Raw genomic sequence first — 19,905 nt, 5'->3', positions numbered from 1 at the left:
GGTTGTTTCAACCGGCCCCACGTAGCGATACCAATAGCAACCGTCCTCAGGCATGATTTTAACGGCGTTCAGGTCCTGGCCCGGAGCAGCGATCTGGGCAACGGCGTCAGGAACTCGGGAAAGCGTTCCGGGCTCGCTTTCTGCAGATATCGACGTTGTTTCGGTGCAGGCGCCGACGAGCATAAGTGCGGCCAGTGCTTGGAAAGCTTTCTTGAAGCACATGGTGTTTAGTCCACTGTGTTTGTCATTTGTAGTACCTGATACCCTCGCATCGACGGGTGATCACATCAATTCACCAAGAACTAAGCAATTGTTAGCGTTGCTTTTTTGTGCTCGGTTGATTCAAGAAAGTCAGGTTTTGCTTAAAGCAGCCTGGAATTACGTCCAAGAAAAATTGCTTTTCCACAATGACTTGATGATTTGGGTCCGCCTTCTAAGGAAATATTCCTGCGCCGACGGCAACAACAATTCAGACGAGGCATCCCATATGAAATGTCATTTGCGTGTTGACCTTCCAGCGCAGGAACCGGGCATACGAGTTATTTGAGTCGGAAAAAAAGAATAAACTTTGGGATGGCAGGCATGAAACGGAGCAAAGAAGGAAAGGTTGTTACGCGACGTGGAGTGATTGCCGCGTTTGCTGCGACGACGCTTTTTCCAGCACCGGCCGTTTGGGCCCAATCAACGGCAACTGAGGGGACGCGCCGCAATGTTTCCTCATTCCGCGTTGCTAAATGGCAGGACCACTTTGATACCTTGAAAAACGGGGTAATCCTGTCCGATACACAGTCCAAGGTCCTGCAATATTGGTCAGAAGACGAAAGCGTCTATCGGATGTATCCAACCAGCGTACCGCTCACGGAAGACCTTACAAGGCTGGGCTACACCACAGTTATTCGCAAGGTCGAAGGGCCATCTTGGCGACCAACGCCGGCAATGAAACAGCGCAATCCAGCATGGCCTGACTATGTAGGCCCGGGTCCTGAGAACCCTCTGGGGACACATGCGCTCTATTTGAGCTGGCAATACTACCGCATCCACGGCACCAACGACACGCGCAAGATCGGGAGAAGATCCTCCAACGGCTGCATTGGTTTATACAACGAGCAGATTGCGGAATTGTTCGAACTGGCCACTGTGGGCACTCAGGTAAAACTGATCTGACCTTGGTCAGGCCGACTTTTTTTGCGCGCGTTGAACCTAAGAACTGACAATCATGTGAAGAACAGAGATGGATAAACTTACACTCTTGATAGGCGGAGTAGTGGTCGCAGGCGCCGCCGCGTTCGTCTACAACTTAAATCAGCAACCAACAGGTCACTCGATGACGCCGCCCGATACGTCAGCACTGGAGCCAGGAGACCCAATTGAAAACGTCAATCTGCCGGACCAGCTAAGCGAATTTGCGGCCGTCGGCAAAGTGGCATTCGACGCCAAATGCTCGGCGTGCCATGGCGCGAATGCAACGGGTCTGGAAGGCCTTGCACCACCTTTGGTGCATAAAATCTATGAACCAAGCCACCATTCGGACGAGTCATTTTATGTGGCAGTCCAGAATGGAGTTCGGGCACACCATTGGAAGTTCGGCAATATGCCGCCGGTCGATGGCTTGACCCGTGCGGATGTGAAAGGCATCGTGGCGTACATAAGAGAGTTGCAGCAGGAAAACGGGATTTTCTGAAGGTGACGAGCCGAATGGGCAGTGCAATTCGTTACATCATACTGTCAATGGTGCTGGCCATTGGCGGGCTGCTTGTGACGGCCGATTCTGCTCATGCACATGGCAGTGGTTCACAGCACGTGATTGACCAATCGGACTCTGCGGACGTTGAGCATGTCAAGCAGGGTCATCCCGGACATTGTCATGGCGGAACGATTTGCAACGCTGTTGGTCTATTTTCGATGGGTCCACCACCGCCTGGCCCCCAAGATACTGAACAAAGATACTCGATCCCTCGAGCCCAATACCGGGTTCTCGGTATCGCGGCGTTTGACCCACCGCCGCCGCGTGTCCTGATCTGACCAGTCGAATTGCGCTCAACCTGGGCGCGTCGAAGCAGACGACAAGGACAAAACAATGAACATTCTAAAAATGACCACAGGCGTTGCCCTGGTTTCTCTGTTCGCAGCCGCCGCCCTGGCGCATGGTGGCGCAACCGGCATCGTCAAAGAACGCATGGATGGTATGTCCGCGATGAAGGACAGCATGAAGATCCTTACGCCGATGATGCAGGGGAAAACGCCCTACAATGCGCAAACGGTACGAAGCGAGGCCAAGAAAATCGGGCGTCACGCTGGCGAGAGCATGACAAAGCTGTTTCCAGAGGGATCTGATGGCAAACCCTCGGAGGCCAAATCGGAGATCTGGCAGGATTGGGGTTCATTTGCAGAGTTAGCCAGACAGTTGGAAACCTACTCTGAAGGCCTTGCGCTTGCGGCGGACAACGGGTTGATGATGTCCGGGTCGGGCCATGGTTCGGGCATGATGGGCGGCGCATCCATGATGGGTGCCGGAATGATGGGCGGCAGTTCAAACCAGGCACAACTTTCTGAAATGCCGGCAGATGGTGTGTTCATGATGCTGAGCCAGACATGCTCGGCATGTCACACGCAATTTCGGTCGGAATAGGAATGCGTCATGAGACCGATATTCCGATTGGGCCTTGCTGCCGCCGTAACGGCGTCAGCGGGACTTGTTGCCGTGATGGCTTGGCCAATTGGCCAGCCCTTACAAGCTCTCGACATTCAGGGTGACGTTAACCGCGGGGCTTATCTGGCAAGGGCAAGTGGCTGTATCGCTTGCCACACAGATTTTGCCAAAGGGGGCGCGCCCTTGGCCGGTGGGGTGGAGTTGGATACCCCGTTCGGCACGCTCTTTTCGCCGAACCTGACCACAGATCCTGACCACGGGATCGGTGACTGGACAATCGAGGAGTTTGCTCGCGCTGTGCGTCAAGGCGTGTCACCCGGCGGACAACCCTACTACCCGGCCTTTCCTTATCCGTTCTATGCCAATTTCACGGATCAGGATATCGCCGATCTCTGGGCCGCCTGGCAAACGGTTGCACCGGTAGCGGAACCGTCAAAAGAGCAGGAAATGGCGTTCCCCTTCAATCAGAGATGGGGCCTGAAGCTGTGGCGCGCGGCTTTTCTGGAACCACCCCGCACTGATCCCGTGCCGGGCAATGACGAAGTGTGGAACCGGGGTCGGCTACTGGTCGAAGGTGCCACGCATTGTGCGGCCTGCCACACCGGGAGGAACCTGGCTGGCGCAAGAAATTCGGACACGGAACACTTCAAAGGAAGTGACTCTCTGCCGGGCGGTGACAAGGCACCGGCTATCGACTTTGAGACCCTGCAAATGCGTGGTTGGACGGTTGATGATCTGGCTTACGCCTTGCGCACCGGCGTCATGCCTGATGGCGATGTCTTCGGCGGGGCCATGGGAGAGGTTGTAAACTATGGCACCAGTTTTCTGACAGACGATGACCGGAAGGCAATGGCGACCTATCTGCTGGATGTGCACGAGGGGGGATAATCCAGTGAGAGATCAAGTATTCTTTGGAAGGAAGTCTTCATGAAGCTTAATCGCAGGCAATTCGTTGCAGGCACGTCGGCACTAATCGCAATGCCGACTATCGGGAGGGCGGCGACCGCCCCCCGAATAATCGAGGCGCGTTCAGGATTGGCACGTGTTGCCCCCGACAGCTATCCTGAAACTGAGATATGGGGATATGATGGCGGTGTTCCGGGCCCCGAAATTCGTGCCCGGCAGGGCGAAACGGTTCGCCGGACGCTCCTGAACTCACTGCCTCAGCCTACGGCAATCCATTGGCATGGACTGCGGGTTCCAAACAATATGGACGGGGTGCCGGGTCTTACACAGGAGGCTGTACCAACAAGCGGCGAATTTCAGTATGACTTGCCTCTGAAGGATGCAGGAACCTTCTGGTACCACTCTCATAACCAGTCAACGGAACAAGTGGCCAGGGGCCTTTACGGCGCGTTCATCGTCGACGAAACGGACCCGCCGGACACGGATCATGACCTTACGATCCTGCTGGATGACTGGAGGTTGGGTCAGGACGCCCAAATCGTCGATGATTTCGGCGCGATGCATGACTGGACGCATGCAGGCCGAATGGGAAACTACGTTCACGCAAACATATCGCCCATGACAGAAGTTCTGACAAACCAGCGTTTGCGACTTCGAATGGTCAACGTGGCAACTGATCGGATCATGTATGTCTCAGTAGGTGGCGCAAACGGGAAACTGGTCGCTTATGATGGCATGCCGGTAGCGCAGCCAGAGGATTTTGAAACCCTTGTTTTCGGGCCTGCACAGCGAGCAGACTTAATTGTTGATGTAACAGCGGAATCGAACGAAGCCGTTCAAATAACTCTTCACGAACGCGATGAATCGTTTGTCATCGCTGAGATCCCGGTTTCGGGAAGCGGCACATCTGCTAACCGCGGTGTGATCGCAGCCCTGCCACCCAACCCTGCTTCTTTTCTCGAAGATGTTTCTGACGCTTTGACAGTTCCATTGGTGATGGAAGGCGGGGCGATGGGCGGACTGCGTCAAGGCACTTTTAACGGCCAAGTCATGAGCGCCAATGAATTGGTTCAGGAAGGGCAGATCTGGACATTCAACGGTGTCGCCGGGTTACCTGAAAACCCGCTTGCTGCCGTTACGCGTGGCGACATAGTCCGGATTCAGATGCAGAACGACACCGTCTTTCCGCACGCTATGCACTTGCACGGGACGCACTTCCAGGAAGTTCTGCCGAACGGCAGCCTGGGGCCGCTGCGGGACACAATCCTGGTTGACCGGATAGAAACGCGGGAGATTGCGTTCGTTGCGGATAATCCGGGGGACTGGCTGTTTCATTGCCACATGCTGTCGCATCAGGCCGCTGGTATGAAGACCTGGCTGAGCGTGGCGTGATGAATAAGAGCGCGGCGAAATGGGTGTCACTGGCTGCTGTGGTGATCATTGTCGCGGTCGCTGGCTGGGGCCTGGGTGGGCGTGCGCAGAACAGTTCATCGGCGGATTCGGCACGTGGTGCAGTTTTGTACGCCGAAAACTGCGCGTCATGCCACGGGGCAGATTTGGAGGGTCAGCCGGATTGGCAAACACCCGGTGCAGATGGCGTACTACTGGCACCCCCGCATGACCGAACAGGGCACACTTGGCATCACAGCGACAAGTTGTTGTTCGATTATACAAAGCTTGGCGGGGACCAAACTTTGAAACAGATGGGTGTCGCTGACGTCAAAAGCGGCATGCCGGGTTTCGGTGACACTCTGTCGGATCAGGAAATCTGGGACATCCTCGCCTTCATCAAGGGAAGTTGGCCGGATCGGGAACGCAAGCTGCAAATGCAGCGCACCGAGGCAGAACAAACGGAAGGAAACTGATGTGAAACGAATACTTGCCGGCTTAATCGCCATCGCCATGTCGATTGGCGTTCCTATGGCACGCGCCGAAGAGCTGTCTGACTCCGATGTGAAACGGCTGGCTCTGGAAGCCATTTTGGAAAACCCTGAGATTATCATGCAGGCGATTCAACTGCTTCAACAGCGCGAGAATCAGGCAAAAGCCGAAGCCATTGGAAACGTCCTGGAAAATCAGCGTGAATTGCTGGAACAGGATCCGAATGCGCCTGTCATCGGAAACCCGGAAGGCGATGTAACCGTGGTCGAGTTTTTTGACTATAACTGCCCATATTGCAAACGCGCTGCCCCGGTCGTGAAAAACGTAATCGCAGGCGATTCCGATGTACGAGTTGTTTATCGAGAATGGCCCATACTCGGAGAAGGTTCCGACTTCGCGGCACGCGCCGCGCTTGCCTCACGTAATCAGGGAAAATATGAAGAATTTCATTGGGCACTTATGGCTCTGAACGGTCGTGCCACTGAGGCCAGTGTCCTGAAAGTTGTTCGGGAACTTGGCCTGGACGAGGATCAATTGCGCGCAGACATGGAGGCGCCGGAAGTCGACGCGCATATTCAGGTGTCCATGGAATTGGCCCGACAGCTTGGCTTTAGTGGCACCCCCTCGTTTGTGATTGGAGATGCGCTTGCCCCGGGGCTGATCGCCGAAGATGAAATGACCCGGCTAATCGAGGCAGTCAGAGACGCAAGATAAAACCAAGGCGGCGACAGAATGTGCGCCCCTAAGTTTCTCATGCGACCGTGGCTTCGTATCCCTCGGACTTCAGAGCAGCAAGGATATGATCAAGTGGATTGGCGCTTAAGACACGTACCCTGCGGTTTTCCATGTCAAAGTCCAACTGTGCGGAGGAATCCACCGTGGCAACGGCTTTTTCGATAGCTGACTTGCAGTGCCCGCAGCTCATGTCCGGGATATTTAGGGTCGTCATAGATGTTTGCTCCTGTTTTCCGTTGTCCCGGCTAAAGTATTCCAGCACAGGAAGGTCAAGTCGTGAAAATTGGATCGCCAAAATTAGTGGAAAAGAAAGTCAACCCCATCCCTTGACCTTCCACTTGCTGGAACCCTTATGTTGCCCGTCAGCAGAACATTTGTGGTGACAATATGACTGAAATTTCACATGCACGGTTTCAAGTTCAGGGTATGAGCTGTGCTTCTTGCGTAGGGCGCGTCGAGCGCGCGTTGAAAGATGTGCCAGGGGTAGATGCCGCTTCGGTTAATCTCGCCAGCGAAAGCGTTCAGGTCGATTTCCATGATCCAGCCGATAAAGCGGCCATTGCTGATGCGTTAAACAGCGCCGGATATCCGGCACGGACGGAAGAGGTAACGCTGGATATTCAGAACATGTCCTGCGCATCGTGCGTGGGGCGCGTTGAACGGGCATTGCAAGCAGATGATGGCGTCTTGTCCGCGTCGGTCAATCTGGCAACCGAAAGTGCAACTGTACGTTATGCTGAGGGAGTCACAACACCCGAAGCCATCGCGGCGCTTGCGGCAACTGCTGGCTATCCGGCGAGTCTGCGATCCGCGACGCAGACCGAACCACAAGACCGCAAAGCCAAAGAGATTCGCCAATTGGCCCGGCGAACAAGCTTTGCCGCCTTGCTCGCTTTGCCGGTCTTTATCCTTGAAATGGGCTCGCATGTAATTCCGGGCATGCACCACCTGATAGCGAGCACGATCGGCATCCAGAACAGCTATTACCTGCAATTCCTTCTGACCACGATCGTTCTTTTTGGCCCTGGTTTGCAGTTCTACACCAAGGGATTCCCTTCCTTGTTCAAAGGCGCGCCGGACATGAACTCTCTGGTGGCCCTGGGCACTTCGGCGGCCTATGGGTTCTCGCTTGTTTCCACCTTTGCGCCGGGTGTTCTTCCCGCCGGCACCGCAAACGTCTACTACGAGGCCGCAGCGGTGATCGTGGTTCTCATATTGCTGGGGCGGTTCCTCGAGGCGCGCGCCAAGGGGCGAACTGGTGAAGCGATCCGAAAATTGGTCGGTCTGCAGGCAAAAACAGCGCGAGTTGAGCGCGACGGATCGGTTGTCGAGCTACCGATCGAGCAGATCGATGTAGGGGATATTGTGCACGTTCGACCGGGCGAAAAAATCGCGGTGGATGGTGCCGTAGTGACCGGCGCGTCATATGTCGATGAAAGCATGATCACCGGCGAGCCGGTTCCTGCCGAAAAGACCGAGGGCGCAACTGTGGTCGGCGGAACAGTCAATGGCGCGGGCGCATTGACGTACCGGGCTGAAAAGATCGGCGCAGACACTATGTTGGCCCAGATCATTCAAATGGTCGAACAAGCCCAAGGGGCCAAGCTTCCGATTCAAGGCCTGGTCGATCGCATCACGCTGTGGTTCGTGCCGGTAGTGATCGCTGTGGCCGTTGTGACTGTGCTGGTTTGGATGTTGTTCGGACCCGATCCCGCGCTCAGCCTGGCGTTGGTAGCCGGGGTTGCGGTACTGATCATTGCTTGCCCCTGCGCCATGGGGTTGGCCACACCCACCTCAATCATGGTCGGCACCGGCCGCGCGGCCGAGATGGGTGTCCTTTTCCGAAAGGGCGACGCCTTGCAAATGCTGCAGGAAACCACTGTTGTTGCGGTAGACAAGACAGGGACCTTGACCGAAGGGCGCCCGGAGCTGACCGACCTTATTGTGGCCGAAGGATTGGCCGAGGATGAGGTTCTGCGCCTTGTGGCTGCCGTTGAGGTCACATCCGAACATCCGATCGCCACGGCCATCGTGCGCGCGGCTGAAACCCGTGGTCTGGAGCTTTCGAAGCCAGAAGACTTCACGTCGCTCACCGGTTACGGGGTAAGCGCTTCAGTCGAAGGCCATACAATCTTGATCGGGGCCGACCGCCTGATGAGTCGCGAAGGGGTTGAAATGGGCGCGCTGTCTGATCGGGGCGCTGAACTGGCAATCAACGGAAAGACTCCACTTTATGCTGCCGTAGACGGGGTTATCGCGGCCGTAATCGCTGTGGCGGACCCAATCAAGACCACCACGCCAGACGCAATTGAAGCTTTGCACGGACTGGGGCTGAAAGTAGCGATGATTACCGGCGACAATACCGCTACAGCCAAATCCATCGCGGCGCAGCTTGGCATCGATCATGTCGTGGCCGAGGTTCTGCCCGAGGGTAAAGTATCCGCGTTGCAAGATCTGCGCTCAAATGGCGGAAAACTGGCCTTTGTGGGTGATGGCATCAATGATGCCCCCGCTCTGGCGGCGGCTGACGTAGGAATAGCGATCGGGACAGGCACTGACATCGCCATCGAGGCGGCTGACGTCGTTCTGATGTCAGGCGACCTGACAGGCGTGGTCAACGCCTTCGATATTAGTCAGCGCACCATGCGCAACATCCGCCAAAACCTGTTCTGGGCATTCAGCTATAACACGCTGCTCATACCGGTTGCAGCGGGGGTGCTCTATCCGTTTGGCGGCCCGTTGCTGTCGCCGGTTCTGGCTGCAGGTGCCATGGCTCTGTCCAGTGTATTTGTACTGACCAACGCGCTGCGGTTGCGCTGGGTTAAGCCGATCAAAGTTGGGCGAGAACAGATCTCGCAGAACACCGAGCAGACGCTGCGTTCAGCGCCTGCTGAATAGAATAGGAGAACCGCTGTGAATATCGGAGATGTAGCAGAACGTTCGGGTTTGCCTGCCAAAACCATCCGCTATTACGAGGATATCGGATTCATCAAACCCAGGCGCAGCCTGAATGGGTATCGTCATTTCGATGAAAAGGAATTGCACAAACTGGCCTTCATCGGGCGGGCCCGTTCCTTGGGCTTTACCATTGAGGATTGCCGTTCACTACTGGCGTTGTACGAGGACAAAGAACGCGCAAGCGCGGACGTGAAGGATATCGCCAAACAGAACCTAAAAGAGATAGATGCCAAGATCGCGGACCTGAAGGCCATGCATGCTACACTGTCTCATCTGATCGACGAATGTGCTGGCGACCACCGCCCTGACTGCCCGATCCTGAAGAACCTCGGCCAAACTTAGATGCGCTCATCGTATGAACTGCCTCCAATTTTGGCAGTTTGTTACGTGTATTCGCGGGAATCAGCTTCATTTCGATGCAGCGCACCAACTCACCTGTTTTTTTCTCCGACTGGCTTGAACACACGTTACGTTCGTCCTAACTGCACGGGATGGAGTGGAAGTTTTTCTCAGTGTTGCGAATGACGTTTCTGACATGCGTCTGCTTGGCGATGACATTCGTCGGCACTGTTGTGGTCGCGAGCACTGACGTCAAAAACAGTAGCACCTCTGAGCCTCACGGCGTTTCAATGGCTGCAAAGTCATCAGACTTCAAACACGACCATAGCGGTTTGCATCCGACGACTGGCCAAATCCACACGGATAGCCACGTAAATCACAGCGGAGAATGTCATTCCGGCATCTGCTGCGTTGGTGAGTATCCAACCCAAGTGAGTGTTGCTGTGTTGGCTACAGCTTTTGGGCAGCAAAACCGAAACATGGATTCGGACACCCGCCTGTCTCAGGAGCCCCTGACGCCCGATCGCCCTCCACAAATCTCCTAACATCCACAGGCCCGCAAGCGCGGGTTTTCATGTTGTTTCGGTTCGAGCGTGCACTGCGACCGTCAGGAGATTATTATGCGTGGAAGATATGCGGCACTATCAGTACTTGCCTTGGCGTTTGGCCTGGGTGGAGGTGTCATTCTTGAAAGACTGTACCTGAATCCAATTGATCAGGGCCAGTCGAACGAACCAGAGGTCCTTTATTGGGTAGCTCCGATGGATCCGAATTTTCGGCAGCCTGGACCTGGAAAATCGCCGATGGGTATGGACTTGATCCCGGTTTATTCTGGGCAGGAACCTACCGGCGACCCTGAAGAAGTCACCCTGAGCGCTGCAGAAATCAACGCAATTGGCGTGCGAACCGCGGTTGCACGCATGACGGATATCGAGCCTCGTATCGAGACGGTGGGTTTCGTCGGCTTTGACGAGCACCTGACCAATCACGTTCATACACGCGTTGAAGGTTGGATTGAGCAACTGAAAGTTCGCGCGGTCGGTGATCGCGTTGAGAAGGGGCAAGTTCTATTCGAACTCTTTTCACCGCTGATCGCAGCTGCAACCGGCGATCTTGTACGCGCAGTCGAAGCTGGTGACCCGCGTATTTTGGACGCGGCGCGCAACAAGTTGATCAGCCACGGTATGTCCGCACGTCAGGTTGCAGAGATCGAGGCGGGCGGTGAGTTGGTTCGAAATGTGGAAATTGAGGCGCCTCAAAACGGTGTTGTCATAGCGCTGAACGCCGCCGATGGAATGTACCTGCAGCCAGGCACGCTTGCGTTTTCGGTCACCGATCTTTCCGAAGTATGGCTGATCGTCGATGTTTTCGAACGAGATATTGCACGTTTGTCGGAAGACATGCGCGCAATAGCAAGGTTCGAGCACCTACCCGGTCGCACCTTCGAAGGCGAAATCGACTATGTTTACCCTGAGCTTGATCCGCAAACCCGAACTCTTCCCGTCAGACTGAGTTTCGATAACACCGACGGCGTGCTGCGGCCGGGCATGTTTGGCAGTGTTAGCCTTATACCGGATGAAAGCCGGAATGTTCTCACTGTTCCATCAGAGGCGCTAATTCGTACTGGTTCGGCGGAACGCGTCATCTTGAAAACAGGCGATGGTACCTTTCGCCCGAGACTGGTGACTACAGGTCTTCGAGACAGTTTCGGCGAGGGGGGACGAACAGAAGTTCTACAAGGGCTTGAACCCGGCGAGGAAGTTGTCGCATCCGCACAGTTTCTAATCGACAGTGAAAGTGCTTTGAGCGCCGGCTTCACGCGTATGACACCAACGGACACCGAACCAGCACGCGGGGCAGGTACCCTGGTTTCACTCGATGCCCAAAATCGTATGGCTACTGTTCGTCACGACGTTCTCGAAAGCCTTGATTGGCCCGCAATGACTTCGCAGTTTCCGGTGAGGTCTGGTGTTTCGCTCGACCGTTTGAATGCTGGCGACGCGGTTGCTTTCGTGATCGCGCGGGGTGCGGATGGGCTTCTGAGCCTGATGGAGCTTGCACCAGACGATGGTATTGCCGGAACTGGAGCCGGAATCGCGCGCGCCGTCACTTCAGACGGCAAATTGACGCTTGAGCACGGACCGATCCCCGAGCTCGGTTGGCCCGCCATGACAATGGATTTGCCTGTTGTGGGAGTAGATCTCACTACCGTGCCAATCGACATGCCAATTGAGTTTGATCTGGCAGAGGGAGAAGGGGGGATGTTCTCGATTGTGGCAGTTCGCGAACAGGGCTCGCCGCCGACGGATTCAGTTGAACCCGAAGAAACCATCACGCCTTCTGCTCCACCGATTGTAGTCACCGGCACGATCAACCTCGTTAATGCTGAGGCAGGAACTGCAACCATCACTCACGGGCTGATGACTGAGATTGGGATGCCGGGCATGACAATGGATTTCCCAATAGAGCCAACATTGGACCCAAACATGCTCGAAGTCGGTTCTGAAATGACTCTGACTTTCGCGCGTGCAGATGGCATGACAATGATCTTGGCCGCGGCAACGCCTATTGCGCCGCCGCTTCAGGTTTCTGGCCGGATTAACAGTATCGACCCGAACGCGCGTACTGCGAACGTAACACACGGTCCGATGACTGAGATCGGCATGCCGGGCATGACCATGGATTTCCCGGTTGCGGAGGGGATTGAGGTTTCTAACTTGCCTGTAGGGATTGATGTTTCTTTGATCCTTCGCCGCAATCCCGACTTTTCGATGACGCTGTTAGAGGTCGCGCTTGATGGGAGTGTTACGCAGTGATCACGGCCATCATTCGTTCTTCGCTCGCCAACAGGTTCGTCATCTTGGCCCTCGCATTCATGATAGGAGTTGCGGGTATTTGGGCCATTCGTGAGACGCCGGTTGATGCAATCCCAGATCTTTCGGATGTCCAGGTAATTGTTCGCACGCCATATCCCGGGCAAGCGCCTCAAGTTGTCGAAAACCAAATCACATATCCACTTGCGACAGCCCTATTGGCCGTACCCGGTGCAAAAGACGTTCGCGGGTTCTCGTTCTTTGGAGACAGCTTTGTATATGTCGTCTTTGAGGACGGGACGGACCTCTACTGGGCTCGGTCGCGTGTGCTCGAATATTTGGGCCAGATTACCGGCAGCTTGCCTGAAGGCGTGTCACCACAACTTGGCCCAGATGCGACTGGGGTCGGGTGGATTTATCAGTATGCGCTGGTTGACAGAACCGGAAATCATGATCTGGCTCAGCTCAGGACTCTGCAGGATTGGTTTCTGAAATACGAATTACAAGCCGTGGAAGGCGTCTCAGAAGTCGCCACCATCGGCGGAATGGTCAAACAGTACCAGGTCGTCGTCGACCCAAACAAACTACGTGCCTATGACATAACACTTGCACAATTGAGGACGGCTATTCAGGCGGCCAACCGCGAGACGGGCGGCAGCGTCATTGAGATGGGTGAAGCCGAATTCATGGTCAGGTCATCGGGCTACATCGATGAATTGTCAGACCTTGCAAGCGCGCCATTGATGGTCAACGAGCGCGGCGCCGCTCTGACGCTTGGAGACGTCGCTGAAATCCGCCTGGGGCCTGAAATGCGCCGTGGTGTCGGAGAGCTCGACGGGCAAGGAGACGCGGTTGGCGGAGTGGTCATCCTGCGATGGGGTGGGAACGCGTTGGCGACGATCAAAGCGGTGGAAGCGCGCATAGAAGAGTTGCGCTCAAACCTGCCGGAAGGGGTCGAAATCATAACGACCTACGACCGATCTGGTGTGATCGAGCGCGCTATCGATAACCTCCAGAAGAAACTGACGCAGGAATTCATCGTCGTTGTTCTTGTGTGCGCGGCTTTTCTACTTCATCTGCGGTCATCCCTCGTGATTCTTCTGTCGCTCCCGCTGGGAATCTTTGCCGCATTTATTCTGATGAAGGCGCAAGGAGTAAACGCAAACATCATGTCGCTCGGCGGCATAGCCATCGCTATTGGTGCGATGGTCGACGCATCGATTGTGATGATCGAGGCGATGCACAGGCGGTTGGAAAAGGAAAAGCTCACAGCAGAGAACAGATGGCGGATTGTGCAAGAGTGCGCTTCTGAGGTGGGACCAGCCCTGTTTTATTCTCTGGCGATCATCACGGTTAGTTTTCTGCCTGTCTTCGTTTTGGAAAATCAGGAAGGTAGGCTCTTCTCGCCACTCGCTTATACCAAGACCTACGCCATGGCTGCAGCCGCCATCCTTTCGATAACGCTGGTCCCGGTTTTAATGGGTTACTTTGTAAGGGGGCGTATTCTACCTGAGCGAAAAAATCCGCTAAATCGTTTGGTCGTGTTCGTGTACCGCCCATTTCTGGACGCGGCAATTGCCTGGCCATGGGCAACAACACTTTTGGCTGGCGTTTTGGTGACGTCCATGTGGTACCCGTACCAGAGAATTGGCTCTGAATTCATGCCCGAGTTGAACGAAGGTGATTTTCTCTACATGCCGAGCTTCTACCCCGGGATCTCGACGGGAAAAGCCCGTGAGGTACTGCAGCAGACCAACCGCCTGATCGCGACCGTGCCAGAAGTCGAAACTGTTCACGGTAAAGTTGGGCGTGCGGAGACTGCAACCGATCCAGCACCTCTAACGATGGTGGAGACCACAATCCAACTCAAGCCGGAAGAAGAATGGCGCCCCGGCATGACAATGGAGAAAATCCGGAATGAGCTCGATCGTATCGTTCAGGTTCCGGGCGTTACAAATGTTTGGATCCAACCTATCAAGAACCGCATCGATATGCTTGCGACAGGTATCCGTACTCCTGTCGGTGTCAAAATATCCGGCACCGACTTGGAGGTCATTACAGATATAGGGATCGAAGTAGAGCGTGCGGTCGCTGATATTGATGGAACGGCTTCCGCCTACGCAGAGCGACCTGTTGGCGGGCGTTTCATCGAAATCGACGTCAAACGAGATGCCGCCTCCCGATACATGATGAGTGTTCGAGAAGTTCAGGACGTAGTGCAGACCGCAATTGGCGGTATGCAAGTGTCGGAATCTGTGGAGGGGCTGGAGAGGTTTCCTATAAACCTTCGGTACCCTCAGGCATGGCGAGACAGCCCGGAACGGCTCGAAAATCTTCCTGTCGTCACGCCGTCGGGTGCTCATGTGCCACTGTCCGCTCTCGCCGATATTCGAATAGTTGACGGGCCGGGAATGATACGATCAGAGAACGCTCGACGAACTGGGTTCGTGTTCATCGACATCGCGGGGCGCGACCTGGGCGGCTATGTGGCCGAAGCACAAGAGGTGGTTACAGAAAAGGTCGACCTGCCTCCAGGTTACTCGCTGACTTGGTCAGGGCAGTATGAGTACATAGAGAGAATGCAGGACAGGTTGACGATCGTTGCTCCTGCAACCCTGCTAATTATCACGCTCATGCTTTTCTTGGCGTTCAATCGGGTGATTGAGGTCGGGATAATTCTTGCGGCGCTCCCGGTCGCATTGGCAGGTGGGGTTTGGTTCTTATGGTATCTTAACTTCGATATCTCAATTGCTGTGCTCGTGGGCTTCATCGCGCTGGCGGGAGTTGCCGTGGAAACAGCGATTGTCATGTTGTTGTACCTCAATCTTGCTTGGGAGAAACGTCGAGGGCTGGCGCAATCGGAACAGCGAAAGCTGACACGTGACGATATCGAAGACGCGGTGTTCGAAGGAGCCGTTCTTCGGGTTCGGCCGAAGGTAATGACTGTAGCCACGATCTTTGCAGCACTGATACCCATCATGTACGGCACCGGTACAGGCTCTGAAATCATGCAGCGGATCGCTGCGCCGATGATTGGGGGCATGGTGACAGCGACCCTTCTTACGCTTTTTGTCATTCCCGCAATATTCGTGATTTGGAAACGGCTCGCGCTCAATCGCGTGAACCGAGAGATCTCCCACACGATCCAGGAAGTGCCCCCTGCGCTTCCGGCAGAATAATACCCACAACCTTGAAACAGGAGCATCTGATGAAAACTTTGACTGCAATTTTGGCCCTATTGGCCGTGTCTACAACATCCGGCATCGCGCAAACGAACCACGGCATGGACCATTCCAACATGCCCATGTCTTCCGAACAGATGGAAGGTGCGGTCCACGCAAAGGCTTTGGTGAACTCAATTGGCGACGAAACCGCTAACGTCAGCCATGATCCGATCCCCGAGATCGGGTGGCCCGCGATGACGATGGATTTGCAGCTTCTTGAGAATGCCCAGATGATGGGTGAGATCAGCGCAGGTGACGAAGTCACACTGATGTTGGTCAAAAGCGATGATGGTATGTATGCGATCGGCGCGATCATGAAAAACTGAGTCTGTTGATGCGGCAGCTATTCACCAATGATGTGATTGTTCGCCGTTTCAACGACTGTAGGAAATTCTATGAACTAAGAGAAATGGAGTAGGAGCCACTCAAGAACCAAATCGTATTTCAACGATCTGTGGCTCTGCTCATAAGTTATCAGTCCATTGTCGGTTAAAGGCGCTTTAAGCAATTCGTTGACTGATTGAAGCTCCAAAGCTCAGAAAATCTTCCGGCTATACTGATTGAACAGAGCAATCCAGGCAAGCAGTACACAAACTGCCAACGCTTCGGTATCTCCGGCCCGCGCCACTGCAGTTAAACTGCGCAAAATTCTGGAGCTACTTGCGCAGCCCAGTGGAAATCTGACCGACAAGCAAATCCCACCTAAAACATTTCACAATTGGAATGTGTGTACTACATTGTCGCCGAGATGACTTCACGCGGCCATTCAACGGACCAGCGTCGAATTGTCTGGGGCGTTGCCTTGTTGGTTTTTGCTTCAGTCGAAAACGCAGCGCGGAGCGGTCAAAATGAGGATATCTCCAGGGCGACGACTTGGGAAAACGATACGACATGACAGCTAACACAAGAGAGCACTGGGACGATGTCTATGGCGAGAAGTTTGACACCCAATTGAGTTGGCACGAGGATGATCCAGAGATATCGCTTGAACTCATCGAGTTGATCAGAGTGTCTAAGCCTTCATCCGTCATCGACATTGGTGGAGGTACATCTCGTCTTGCTGGAGCGTTGCTTGCGAAGGGGCTCCATGACGTGACAGTTCTCGATCTATCGCAGGTCGCGTTGGACACGGCCCGGGAAAGGTTGGGGCGCGCCGCTGAAACAGTCACTTGGATTTCTGCAGATATAACTTCTTGGGTCCCCGATCGCAGATATGACGTCTGGCATGATAGGGCGGTTTTTCACTTTCTCGTGGATACATCGCAACGCGCGGCCTATCTGGAAAGCGTGAAGAAAGGGGTAAAAATTGGCGGCCATGTGATCATTGCTACGTTTGCACTTGATGGGCCGGAGACTTGCAGTGGTCTCCCTGTCGCCCGCTATAGTCCGAGCGATATCGCCGTGCTTTTTGAGGAACACTTTGAACTCGTCGCGCATCGCCATCACCTGCACCAAACCTCTTGGGGGGAAAGTCAGTCTTTCCAGTTCAGTGTTCTCCGCCGCTGCGTTTGAGCCCACACCTGAAACTGGCCCAAAGCGGTACGCTTCCAATAAGCTTTCGGGGCATGCCGATTGTGTTCACAAGTTACGTTTGGCCCTCAAAAACTGGCAGAACCACCTTAGCGCACAAACCGCCAGTTTCCCCGTTTAGCAATTCTATCGTGCCACCGTGCGACTGGATGATCGTACGTGCGATCGACAGCCCCAAGCCGGTTCCGCCAGTCTCTCGCGAGCGGGATGTTTCAAGCCGCACGAATGGGTCGAATACCGCATCGAGCATATGCTCGGGGATGCCGGGCCCCTGATCCTGGATCAATATTTTTGCCTCATTCCCCTCTTGCATGACTGAGACGTTGGCCCGGGCACCATACCGGCAGGCGTTTTCAATGATATTGCGCAGAGCTCGCTTCATCAGCATCGGCCGAAGCGTGACGGCCGGATTGTCTGCGACCGATACTTCAACCGTGTCACCGGCTTGCACAATGTCTTCGGTCGTTTTGGTTACGAATTCACCAATTGGGACGGTACTGGAAGGTTCGCGCGTGGCCACGCCCTTGGCAAATGACAGGGTGGAGTCCACCATCTCCTGCATTTCCTCGATGGTCTCGATCAGATGGTCACGGGTCTCCTCTTCCTCCACCAGTTCGGCGCGAACCCGCAATCCCGTCAGTGGCGACCGCAAATCGTGACCCAGCGCCCCCAATAGTCTGGTCCGATCGGCAACATAGCGAGTCAGCCTATCACGCATATGGTTGAACGCCTGCGTCAAATCTCGCACCTCGGTCGGACCAGAAACCGTCAGTTCCTGGACGTCTTCACCGCGACCAAACTGGTCTGCAGCCAGTGACAGGCGGCGCAACGGGCCGGTCAGCCGTGTCAGTAGAAACCAAATGGCTGCTCCAAGAATTAAAGTTGCAGTGAAACCGAAGCTGACGAAGGACTGCAAAGGCCATTGCAGAGGAGGGTTATGGAACCGGGTATCCACGTTGAGCCATTGATCGGTCGTCAGAGCGATCGACAGCTGCATTTCAATTGCGGAAACGTGATCACGCATCATTGCCATGTGCATTTCAGCCATTGTAGACGGAACACCTTCAACCGGCAGCATATCGGGAGAGAACTCATGCAACTCTACCCGGATGGGACGGTTTTCATAGCCTGGCAGAATTCTGCGGATTGTGTTTTCGACCGTCCCACCAGCGCTATGTCCGGTGTGATCGACTGCGGGCGTATCTGTAAGGCTGAAACGCACCAGTGGAGAACTTGCCGCCCGCAGGATCGCGTCGTGCATCTCGGGTGGAGCTTCTTCAATCAGCCGCGCGATGTTTGCGGCGCGTCCGGCGGTTTCCAGGCCAAGGGCCATGTGCACTGCCATTGAGCGTTCGTCGACGAACAGCCACAGGCTGACCAGTTGCGCGGCAGCCAGCGCGGCGATGATCAAAAGGATAAGCTGACCGCGCAGACTTTGGGCAAAGGCTTTCATCCCGTAAGCTCGCTCACGTCGGTCGACAGGCAATAACCGCCACCTCTTATCGTGGTGATGAGCTTCGGCCGCGTTGGGTCAGCTTCGATCTTGCGACGCAAGCGGCTGACCTGGTTGTCGATCGTACGGTCGAACAAGTGCGGGCTGCGGCCGGCGGTCAAATCCAGCAGTTCGTCTCGCGACAGGAGTTTGCGGGGCCGCTGCAGGAATACGGCCAGCAGCCGGACATCGGCGGTGGTCAGACTTTCTTCGGCCCCTTCGGCGGATATCAAGGTGCGACTGTCGGCATCCAGAACCCAGCTTCCAAAGGCGATCCGTTTGCCGCTCAGATCGCCAGCCGGGGGGACGGTGGTTTCGGAACGCCGCAGGATCGCCTTGATCCGGGCCAGCAATTCACGTGGGTTGAATGGTTTGGGCAGGTAGTCATCGGCGCCGATCTCTAAACCCACGATACGGTCGGTGTCATCGCTGAGGGCTGTCAGCATCAGGATCGGCGGGCCACCGGCCGCGGACAGGCGGCGACAGACCGACAATCCGTTTTCGCCCGGCATCATGATGTCGAGTACGATAAGATCAATCCGACCGGCCGCCAGTCGTGCGTCCATCTCGGTTGCGTCGCGCGCGGTACTGGCGCGCAACCCATTCTTTTCCAGATAGCGGCTGACAGCATCACGGATTTCGCGGTGGTCGTCGACAATCAAGATATGTGGTGCTTCAGTCATGGCGCAATCATAAGCCCCGGCGCGGTACAAATCCCGGCTTTTTTGTATCCCTTTGTATCAGTTGGGCGGGCTGCGACACAACGATACAAACCGGGTTGAGCAGGGGGGTGGTGGCGCGACCGAGGGCGGCCATATGCTTTGTGTAGAAACAAAAACCCGAGAGGTGAAAGTCATGAAACGTACCTTCACGCTGGCCGCTGGAGCCATTGCCGCGACTTTGATGGCGCTGCCCGCGCTTGCCGCCGGTCAGCATGGCAGCAGCGCGCAGATGCAGGGCCATGAGGGCGGCATGATGCAGGGTGCGCCCGGCGGCATGATGGGCGATCACGCAGGCATGATGCAAATGATGGTGAAAATGCATGGCCAGATGATGGGCGGCAACTGGCTGGCGGTTCTGGACATGGACGAGGACGGTCGCCCGAGCGAATCTGAGATCGCCGAAGGTCTGAAGGCCCGGATGCAGGCGCATGACGTCAATGGAGATGGCAACCTGTCGATTGATGAGTTCGAAGCGCTGCATTCCGGGATGATCCGCGAAACCATGGTGGACCGATTTCAGCATCTTGATGCCAATGGCGATGGCGTTGTGACCACAGGGGAAATCGAGAAAGGCGCAAAGACGATGTCGCCGAAACACGGCATGAAGGCCTCGAAACCTGTGACAAAGGCTTCTGAAACCAACAACTGAAACGCA

At 55.3% G+C, this 19,905-nt stretch carries 19 protein-coding genes; 16 read left to right on the top strand and 3 right to left on the bottom strand.

All coding sequences use genetic code 11. The features are described from left to right. The first annotated feature begins 52 nt into the window (after nucleotides 1-52). The 9 genes from ACR0CA_RS16865 (at nucleotide 53) to ACR0CA_RS16825 (ending at nucleotide 6,151) form a co-directional block, all read left to right on the top strand. A complete protein-coding gene (locus tag ACR0CA_RS16865; RefSeq protein ID WP_172978564.1) occupies nucleotides 53-547 on the top strand; it encodes a hypothetical protein in 495 nt (164 codons plus the stop codon). A 26-nt stretch (nucleotides 548-573) separates the two neighbouring features. After that, a complete protein-coding gene (locus ACR0CA_RS16860; RefSeq protein ID WP_152460781.1) occupies nucleotides 574-1,164 on the top strand; it encodes a L,D-transpeptidase in 591 nt (196 codons plus the stop codon). A gap of 67 nt (nucleotides 1,165-1,231) precedes the next feature. After that, nucleotides 1,232-1,681, top strand: coding sequence for a c-type cytochrome (locus ACR0CA_RS16855; RefSeq protein WP_152460780.1), 450 nt, complete (start codon nucleotides 1,232-1,234; stop codon nucleotides 1,679-1,681). Between the two features lie 183 nt (nucleotides 1,682-1,864). Then, complete coding sequence (locus ACR0CA_RS16850; RefSeq protein WP_171126942.1) at nucleotides 1,865-2,017, top strand: hypothetical protein; 153 nt, start codon at nucleotides 1,865-1,867, stop codon at nucleotides 2,015-2,017. A 60-nt stretch (nucleotides 2,018-2,077) separates the two neighbouring features. Continuing rightward, nucleotides 2,078-2,629, top strand: a complete 552-nt coding sequence (locus ACR0CA_RS16845; protein WP_152460778.1) for a c-type cytochrome — start codon at nucleotides 2,078-2,080, stop codon at nucleotides 2,627-2,629. A 9-nt stretch (nucleotides 2,630-2,638) separates the two neighbouring features. Next, nucleotides 2,639-3,538 carry a c-type cytochrome gene (locus ACR0CA_RS16840; protein ID WP_152460777.1) on the top strand — a complete coding sequence of 300 codons (900 nt, stop codon included), beginning with the start codon at nucleotides 2,639-2,641 and terminating at the stop codon, nucleotides 3,536-3,538. A gap of 39 nt (nucleotides 3,539-3,577) precedes the next feature. Further along, on the top strand, nucleotides 3,578-4,948 hold the full coding sequence (locus ACR0CA_RS16835; RefSeq protein ID WP_152460776.1) for a multicopper oxidase family protein: 1,371 nt from the start codon (nucleotides 3,578-3,580) through the stop codon (nucleotides 4,946-4,948). Beyond that, nucleotides 4,948-5,421, top strand: coding sequence for a c-type cytochrome (locus ACR0CA_RS16830; protein ID WP_152460775.1), 474 nt, complete (start codon nucleotides 4,948-4,950; stop codon nucleotides 5,419-5,421). Before ACR0CA_RS16835 ends, ACR0CA_RS16830 begins: the two co-directional genes overlap by 1 nt. Nucleotide 5,422: 1 nt before the next feature. After that, a complete protein-coding gene (locus tag ACR0CA_RS16825; protein WP_437181726.1) occupies nucleotides 5,423-6,151 on the top strand; it encodes a DsbA family protein in 729 nt (242 codons plus the stop codon). 37 nt (nucleotides 6,152-6,188) lie between these two features. Here ACR0CA_RS16825 and ACR0CA_RS16820 read toward each other — a convergent pair whose 3' ends face one another. Then, nucleotides 6,189-6,386: a heavy-metal-associated domain-containing protein gene (locus ACR0CA_RS16820; protein ID WP_152460774.1), complete on the bottom strand. Its 198-nt coding sequence runs from the start codon at nucleotides 6,384-6,386 to the stop codon at nucleotides 6,189-6,191. A gap of 173 nt (nucleotides 6,387-6,559) precedes the next feature. Between ACR0CA_RS16820 and ACR0CA_RS16815 the strand changes: the two genes are divergently transcribed. The 6 genes from ACR0CA_RS16815 (at nucleotide 6,560) to ACR0CA_RS16790 (ending at nucleotide 17,018) form a co-directional block, all read left to right on the top strand. After that, nucleotides 6,560-9,070 carry a heavy metal translocating P-type ATPase gene (locus ACR0CA_RS16815; RefSeq protein WP_152460773.1) on the top strand — a complete coding sequence of 837 codons (2,511 nt, stop codon included), beginning with the start codon at nucleotides 6,560-6,562 and terminating at the stop codon, nucleotides 9,068-9,070. Nucleotides 9,071-9,085: 15 nt separating this feature from the next. Beyond that, the gene (cueR, locus tag ACR0CA_RS16810; protein ID WP_152460772.1) at nucleotides 9,086-9,472 is read left to right on the top strand and encodes a Cu(I)-responsive transcriptional regulator; all 387 of its coding nucleotides are present in this window, start codon (nucleotides 9,086-9,088) and stop codon (nucleotides 9,470-9,472) included. 617 nt (nucleotides 9,473-10,089) lie between these two features. After that, a complete protein-coding gene (locus ACR0CA_RS16805) occupies nucleotides 10,090-12,285 on the top strand; it encodes an efflux RND transporter periplasmic adaptor subunit (protein WP_152460771.1) in 2,196 nt (731 codons plus the stop codon). Beyond that, nucleotides 12,282-15,461: an efflux RND transporter permease subunit gene (locus tag ACR0CA_RS16800; RefSeq protein ID WP_170602099.1), complete on the top strand. Its 3,180-nt coding sequence runs from the start codon at nucleotides 12,282-12,284 to the stop codon at nucleotides 15,459-15,461. Before ACR0CA_RS16805 ends, ACR0CA_RS16800 begins: the two co-directional genes overlap by 4 nt. Nucleotides 15,462-15,490: 29 nt before the next feature. Further along, the gene (locus tag ACR0CA_RS16795) at nucleotides 15,491-15,832 is read left to right on the top strand and encodes a copper-binding protein (protein WP_170417920.1); all 342 of its coding nucleotides are present in this window, start codon (nucleotides 15,491-15,493) and stop codon (nucleotides 15,830-15,832) included. 565 nt (nucleotides 15,833-16,397) lie between these two features. Next, complete coding sequence (locus ACR0CA_RS16790; RefSeq protein WP_170417923.1) at nucleotides 16,398-17,018, top strand: class I SAM-dependent methyltransferase; 621 nt, start codon at nucleotides 16,398-16,400, stop codon at nucleotides 17,016-17,018. 73 nt (nucleotides 17,019-17,091) lie between these two features. On the opposite strand, the gene ACR0CA_RS16785 is transcribed toward ACR0CA_RS16790, so the two are convergent. Further along, the gene (locus ACR0CA_RS16785) at nucleotides 17,092-18,522 is read right to left on the bottom strand and encodes an ATP-binding protein (protein WP_237217564.1); all 1,431 of its coding nucleotides are present in this window, start codon (nucleotides 18,520-18,522) and stop codon (nucleotides 17,092-17,094) included. Beyond that, a complete protein-coding gene (locus ACR0CA_RS16780) occupies nucleotides 18,486-19,211 on the bottom strand; it encodes a response regulator (RefSeq protein ID WP_170417925.1) in 726 nt (241 codons plus the stop codon). Before ACR0CA_RS16780 ends, ACR0CA_RS16785 begins: the two co-directional genes overlap by 37 nt. Before the next feature lie 172 nt (nucleotides 19,212-19,383). Here ACR0CA_RS16780 and ACR0CA_RS16775 point away from each other — a divergent pair, with 172 nt between their 5' ends. Next, a complete protein-coding gene (locus ACR0CA_RS16775) occupies nucleotides 19,384-19,899 on the top strand; it encodes an EF-hand domain-containing protein (protein ID WP_170417928.1) in 516 nt (171 codons plus the stop codon). Nucleotides 19,900-19,905 lie beyond the last annotated feature (6 nt).

It is taken from the genome of Ruegeria sp. F12 (assembly GCF_056533885.1).
Note: the sequence above shows the minus strand (reverse complement) of the source record. Positions and strands in the feature narration are given on the sequence as shown.

Bases quoted from the DNA above. Each gene is read 5' to 3' on its own strand.
- ACR0CA_RS16865 (WP_172978564.1), top strand. From the start codon at position 53: ATGATTTTAACGGCGTTCAGGTCCTGGCCCGGAGCAGCGATCTGGGCA.
- ACR0CA_RS16860 (WP_152460781.1), top strand. From the start codon at position 574: ATGGCAGGCATGAAACGGAGCAAAGAAGGAAAGGTTGTTACGCGACGT.
- ACR0CA_RS16855 (WP_152460780.1), top strand. From the start codon at position 1,232: ATGGATAAACTTACACTCTTGATAGGCGGAGTAGTGGTCGCAGGCGCC.
- ACR0CA_RS16850 (WP_171126942.1), top strand. From the start codon at position 1,865: ATGGCGGAACGATTTGCAACGCTGTTGGTCTATTTTCGATGGGTCCAC.
- ACR0CA_RS16845 (WP_152460778.1), top strand. From the start codon at position 2,078: ATGAACATTCTAAAAATGACCACAGGCGTTGCCCTGGTTTCTCTGTTC.
- ACR0CA_RS16840 (WP_152460777.1), top strand. From the start codon at position 2,639: ATGAGACCGATATTCCGATTGGGCCTTGCTGCCGCCGTAACGGCGTCA.
- ACR0CA_RS16835 (WP_152460776.1), top strand. From the start codon at position 3,578: ATGAAGCTTAATCGCAGGCAATTCGTTGCAGGCACGTCGGCACTAATC.
- ACR0CA_RS16830 (WP_152460775.1), top strand. From the start codon at position 4,948: ATGAATAAGAGCGCGGCGAAATGGGTGTCACTGGCTGCTGTGGTGATC.
- ACR0CA_RS16820 (WP_152460774.1), bottom strand. From the start codon at position 6,386: ATGACGACCCTAAATATCCCGGACATGAGCTGCGGGCACTGCAAGTCA.
- ACR0CA_RS16815 (WP_152460773.1), top strand. From the start codon at position 6,560: ATGACTGAAATTTCACATGCACGGTTTCAAGTTCAGGGTATGAGCTGT.
- ACR0CA_RS16805 (WP_152460771.1), top strand. From the start codon at position 10,090: ATGCGTGGAAGATATGCGGCACTATCAGTACTTGCCTTGGCGTTTGGC.
- ACR0CA_RS16795 (WP_170417920.1), top strand. From the start codon at position 15,491: ATGAAAACTTTGACTGCAATTTTGGCCCTATTGGCCGTGTCTACAACA.
- ACR0CA_RS16790 (WP_170417923.1), top strand. From the start codon at position 16,398: ATGACAGCTAACACAAGAGAGCACTGGGACGATGTCTATGGCGAGAAG.
- ACR0CA_RS16780 (WP_170417925.1), bottom strand. From the start codon at position 19,211: ATGACTGAAGCACCACATATCTTGATTGTCGACGACCACCGCGAAATC.
- ACR0CA_RS16775 (WP_170417928.1), top strand. From the start codon at position 19,384: ATGAAACGTACCTTCACGCTGGCCGCTGGAGCCATTGCCGCGACTTTG.